General features: G+C 63.0%; 3 protein-coding genes and 2 pseudogenes. 2 read left to right on the top strand and 3 right to left on the bottom strand.

Going from position 1 to position 4637, the window contains the following annotated elements; translation table 11 throughout:
- The first annotated feature begins 996 nt into the window (after positions 1–996).
- Both EA346_RS14360 and EA346_RS14355 read left to right on the top strand, forming a co-directional pair.
- The gene (locus EA346_RS14360; RefSeq protein WP_296759743.1) at positions 997–2718 is read left to right on the top strand and encodes a sulfatase-like hydrolase/transferase; all 1722 of its coding nucleotides are present in this window, start codon (positions 997–999) and stop codon (positions 2716–2718) included.
- 209 nt (positions 2719–2927) lie between these two features.
- Positions 2928–3803, top strand: coding sequence for an undecaprenyl-diphosphate phosphatase (locus EA346_RS14355; protein WP_296759744.1), 876 nt, complete (start codon positions 2928–2930; stop codon positions 3801–3803).
- Positions 3804–3906: 103 nt separating this feature from the next.
- Here the strand turns inward: EA346_RS14355 and EA346_RS14350 are convergent.
- The 3 genes and pseudogenes from EA346_RS14350 to EA346_RS14340 form a co-directional block, all read right to left on the bottom strand.
- Positions 3907–4431 (bottom strand): annotated as a pseudogene (locus EA346_RS14350) (ABC transporter permease); the annotation flags it as partial.
- On the bottom strand, positions 4356–4520 hold the full coding sequence (locus EA346_RS14345) for a hypothetical protein (RefSeq protein ID WP_296759741.1): 165 nt from the start codon (positions 4518–4520) through the stop codon (positions 4356–4358). The pseudogene EA346_RS14350 and the gene EA346_RS14345, both read right to left, overlap by 76 nt.
- A gap of 16 nt (positions 4521–4536) precedes the next feature.
- A pseudogene (locus EA346_RS14340) lies at positions 4537–4637 on the bottom strand (UPF0016 domain-containing protein); the annotation flags it as partial.

Below are 4637 nucleotides of genomic sequence, written 5' to 3'. Positions count from 1 at the left end.
GCGCCAGCGCCTCCAGGAGTTCCAGGCGCACCGGGCTCGCGAGCGCCTTGGCCACCCGGGCAAAGTGGGTGAACAACTGGGTCTTCGAGGAGGATTGGATTGCATTCATGTGCGGATCGCCACTGACCGATGCCCCGGCAAATTTATCAGTAAATTCTAACGAACATTGGTGCGATGCGCAAAAACCGGAGCATCGTTGCAGCGGAGCGGGCGCGATCGCAATGGCGGGGCGCGCCACCACTGGATGCGGGGACAGACGCGGGCCGCGTATCCCCATGGAATCCCTGTCCCCACCACAGGGCGCGGCCACCTGCCCCAGGATCATGACGATCAGGCCGCGCCAGCGAACTCCCGGACGCGCAGTGACCAACCCTGGGATCAACAACAGGACTGTCGTATTTGCACCGATGGGTCTTCATGCTGTGTTCACTGGATAGAAATAATGCTTGACCGACAGGGGTAAAGCCTTTGTCGCAAACCCATCGACGGCATCCGCGCGGAGACCGGCCAAGCCCGACCACTTCTGCTGGCGCAGGACATCACCGAGGCCGATCTACCCTCAGCGCGTTTTGATCTCTGGCATGACCGGGCCGTTTTTCATTTTCGGACAACCGCATCGGACCGGCAGGCGTACGTGGTCCGCCTGCAACGGAGTCGGCAACCTGGAGTCAATAGTTTGAGATATTCGTTTTCGGCGGCGGTCGAACAAGAAGTCAGGTTGAACTCGAGAGAAAAACTTAAGGGGTATTTGCGAACGGAATACGGTCTTGGCAGCCTCAACCTGGCGATGTAACCCGGGAGCCACTGGAGCGGTTCATCTTCACGGTTGGCCCGATGTGGAGAGGGCGACCTGCCGGGCGGTAACGTTATGCTGAAGCCTTTGTGGCCACATTTTGAGTTGGACGCTTCTGTTCGACCTTCCTCCCGGTGCCTGGGGGAAACACAACCTTGCGCCAGAGAGGCGGAGGTACATCGGATCAGAGGAGTCTTCCCCGCATGCCCCAAGCGTTGCACCTGAAGCTACAGCTACTCCTTGCGACGCTGGTCCCGTACCTGGTGCTGATCCAGCCGAATCATCCCGCGGCCATGACATGGGGTGCGCTGTGGGTGTTCCCGCTGGAATTGCCGGTGATGATCGCCGCGCTGGTTTTGACGGGATCAGGTGTTGCGGGGCAATTCCTGCGTGCATTTCTGACGGTGACCATCACCGCGATCGCCGTCCTCAAACTGGCGGATTTCGGGACGTTCATCGCCTTCAATCGCGGGTTCAACCTGTTGGTTGATATCAATCTGCTCTCCGCCGCCTGGGTTCTCGCTCAGGGTTCCTTCGGCTTTCTGCTTTCTGCCGTGGCGCTGGCTGCGGCGATTGCAGCGGTTGCACTGGTTGCATCTGCGCTCTGGTGGGCGACTGGAGTCTGGACGCGGGCGGCCCCGGCGCGCAGCTCGAGGTTCGCGGCCGGGGTGTTGCTGGTGCCCGCGTTGGCGCTGGCGGTGGCGGAGATCGCAGAGGCGCGCCGCATGGTCAGCCTGCCCGATGTGGTCTCGGAAATGATCCCGGGTGCCGCTTTCACCGCGCGGGTCGGCCTGGAACGTGTCGAGCAGATTCGCGACACGCGCGCCGATCTTGCAGCCTTTCGCGAATTGGCCAGAAATGACCCGATGGATGGAGTCGCTCCACTGTTCGACCGACTGGGCACGCGCGATCTGATCATCGTCTATGTCGAGAGCTACGGGCGTTCGAGCTTCGAGAATCCGCTTTACATACCCACCCACACCGAAACCCTGCGCGGGATCGAGACGGATCTGCGTGCGCGCGGGCTTGCGATGCGTTCGACCTGGACAACAGCGCCCATGGTGGGCGGGCAAAGCTGGCTCGCGCATGGCTCGGTTGCGTCGGGGCTGTGGCTGGACAATCAGGGTCGTTACCGTGCGCTTCTGGCCAGTCCTCGGCGTACGCTGTTTCACTATGCCCAGCAGGCGGGGCTGCGCACGGTGGCCATCAAGCCGGCCCACATCTTCCCCTGGCCGGAAGGCGCGTTTTTTGGCTTTGACGCGATCTATAACGCACCCGATCTCGGCTACGAGGGCGATCCGTTCAACTGGGTGACCATGCCGGATCAGTTCACGCTCCACGCCCTCCACCGGCTGGAACGACAGCGGCCGCAGGGCGAACCGGGACGGACGCCCCTGGTGGCGCAGGTGGCACTGGTTTCATCCCACGCACCCTGGGTACCCATCCCGCCAGTGATTGCATGGGACGAGATCGGTGATGGCCAGATCTTCAACCAGTGGGCAAATTCCGGCGACCCGCCGGAAGTGGTCTGGCGCGACCATGATTATGTGCGCGATCAGTTTCGGCTGGCGGTCGATTACAGTCTGCAGACCATGGGTGCCTGGGCTGCGCGCCATGCCGATGACCCACCGCTGATCGTGATGCTGGGCGATCACGAGCCCGCTCGCTTCGTTTCGGGCGTGGATGGTTTCGATGTGCCTCTGCACGTTATCGGGCCCCCGGACCTGGTCGATCGTTTCGCGCCCCTCGGCTGGACCGAGGGCATGATCCCGGACCCCGATCTGCCTTCGGTGCGCATGGATGCCCTGCGTGATCTGCTTCTGCGCAGCCTGAGCACCGGTCCATCACGTACGGAAGACCGAACCATCCAGCAAAAACGACGTGATGCAGCCGATGACTCGAACACGTCCTCTGCCATCCGCTGAAGAAAGTTTTCGATCGAATCCTGCCCGACCTGCCGCGGGCCGGGGATGATCGACTGCGCCAAAGACCCGAAGATCCATACCCGCCTCGACTGTGATCACCGACATTGGTGCCACGATCGCTCCGATCAATGCGCGTGGCGAAGCCCTGCCGGCAGGCGAGGACGCGAAGGGGTAAAATCCGCGCCAAACTAAAGACGGCGACGACCCCCATGGCACTTTGGATTGCGATCCTGCTTGGCATAATCCAGGGCATCTTCATGTTCCTGCCCGTCAGTTCCACTGCCCACATGGTGCTGGCAGAACACTGGCTGATCGCGCGCGGCCAGGCCGTACCCGACCCGGCCAGCGCTGAAATGATCCTGTTCAACCTGGTGGTCCATGTCGGCACGCTGGTCTCCATCGTCGTCGTGTTCTGGCACTCGCTGCGACGCTTCGTTGGCAACGTGCTGGGCGATGCCTGGCAATGGGCCGGTCACGGCGGCCGGGGTGGACTGCCGCTGTTCCTGCGGCTGTTCCTGCTGGGCATGTTTTCGGTGCTGTGTACCGGCCTGCTCGGCATCGGCTTGAAAACCTCTTTCGAATGGCTATTCGCCAATCCTTCGATCATTGCCGTCACCCTGGTGTTCACCGGCGTTGTGCTGTTCTGGACCGACCGGCTGTCCCCGCGCAAGCGCGGCCTGCGGCAGACCGGTCTGGGTACGGCCGCCGTCATTGGCATCGCCCAGGGCTTCGCCTTGGCGCCCGGCCTTTCGCGCAGCGCGATGACCATTGTGTTCGGCCTGTTCATGGGCCTGAAGCGGCGCTGGGCGGCCGAATATTCCTTCTTCCTCGCCATTCCAACCATTCTTGCGGCCACCCTGGTTCAGAGTCGCGACGTGTTCCAGCTCGGTGGGTTGCAGGAAGTGAGCGTGGCGGCGCTAGGCGTCGGTTTCGTGGTCGCGGCCGTGGTCGGCATCGTGTCGTTGAAGATCGTGGTTTGGACGCTGTACCGCGCCCAGCTCAAGGTCTTCGCGTTCTATGTCTGGATGCTCGCCGCCCTGATCGTGCTCGGGGTCATCGACATGACGCCAGTGCTGGAGCATTGACCCGATCCCCGGTTTCCTTGAGGAGACGTGGCGTTCGGCTATGACAGACCTCGCAAGGATGACAATTTGGGCGAAGGACTCGCTCGCTGGATCAATCCTGTCGCACACGGAGCCCGTCGTGGAGCCGGTCACCCGGCCGGGTCACCACCACACCCGCAGCAGGCAGCCGGCTGGCGCCGTACCGTCCCGTTTGCAGCCGGCGCATGCGTGGTTCCGGGTCCATCTCCAACAGCTCGATGCGCTCGCTGCGCGGACCGGCCCGCAGCCGGACCGGCGTACTGCGCCAGGTCTCCACCGCCAGTACGCCAGGCTCGCTACGCAGTTCCCCCTGCACCCGTTGCGGAACCGGGTCGATGAATGCCACCTCGACATCCATCTGCAGGGTCACGCGGTACTGCTGGTCGATCATGTGCTCCACCGCCTGGAGCATGTAGGCACCGATCAGAAGGAGCCCGCCGGACAGGCCGATGCCAATCACCGACAGCACCGCCTTCAGCCGGTGGCGCGCGAGGTTGCGCAGGATCATCCGGTTGGACTGGCCGACATCGCGCGTCAGCGCGGAACCCTCGAGCCACCCCTGGCTGAAGCGTTCTGGTGCCGGCGGGGCGCACGCGTCACCTCGGCGAACATATCGGCGAACTGGTAGTCGGCGTAGAAGCGTTCCTGACTCAGGCTCAACGCATCATGGCTGATCACCAGGAACACCAGGATGAGCACCCCGCTGCTTCGTGTATCACAGGCGTATCAGCAGCATGCCCGAGAGATCTGGCAGGCCGAGGTCGGGCATCCAGCCGCCGGCCTCGGCCCAGGTCCACAGGCCGATCAGCAGGAACA

It is taken from the genome of Thioalkalivibrio sp., assembly GCF_007692535.1.
Taxonomy (GTDB): Bacteria; Pseudomonadota; Gammaproteobacteria; order Ectothiorhodospirales; family Ectothiorhodospiraceae; genus Thioalkalivibrio.
The sequence above is the reverse complement of the archived record's forward strand: the minus strand, read 5'-3'. Positions and strand labels throughout refer to the sequence as shown.